Consider the following 535-nt stretch of genomic DNA (forward strand, 5'->3'; position numbering starts at 1 on the left):
GTTTCGCCTGAGCATCTGCTTTAGCTTTCGCATCTGCAGCAGCCTTCGCCGCAGCCTCTTCAGCCTGCTTTTGTTGCTCCTGTGCTTTCGCCGCAGCGGCTTCAGCCTGTTTCTGCTGTTCCGCCTGCTCGCGCACTTTTTCCTGCGCCGCTAAACGTTCTTTCTCCAGCTGTTTCAGACGCTCNTAGCTGCTTCAGTCGTTCCTGCTCGGCCGCCTGCTTCTCACGAAGTTCCTCGGCCTGCTGCTGCGCCTGCTTTTCACGCTGTTCTTCTGCGCGTTTCGCACTTGCCTGCTGCTGCTGTTGCCTGTCGTACTGTTGAACAACGGCACCAGGGTCGACCATGACGGCGTCAATAGACGAACCGCCACCGCCGCCTGAAGCATCAATGTGCTCATCGAACGAACTCCAGATCAGCGCTGCAAATAAAATGACATGCAGCACCGCTGAAATAATTATCGCCCTTTTGAGCTTGTCGTTTTGTTCGGTTGCCTTTGACACTCTCGGTTCCCAAAAAACTGTTCGCCTGTTACGCG

The 535-nt window shown here is 55.2% G+C and carries 1 pseudogene; it reads right to left on the reverse strand.

From position 1 onward, the window contains the following. A pseudogene (tolA, locus tag FDX22_RS27680) lies at positions 1 to 500 on the reverse strand (cell envelope integrity protein TolA); the annotation flags it as partial. Between the last annotated feature and the right edge of the window lie 35 nt (positions 501 to 535).

This window comes from Citrobacter sp. TBCS-14, from assembly GCF_005280805.1.
Lineage (GTDB): Bacteria > Pseudomonadota > Gammaproteobacteria > Enterobacterales > Enterobacteriaceae > Citrobacter > Citrobacter gillenii.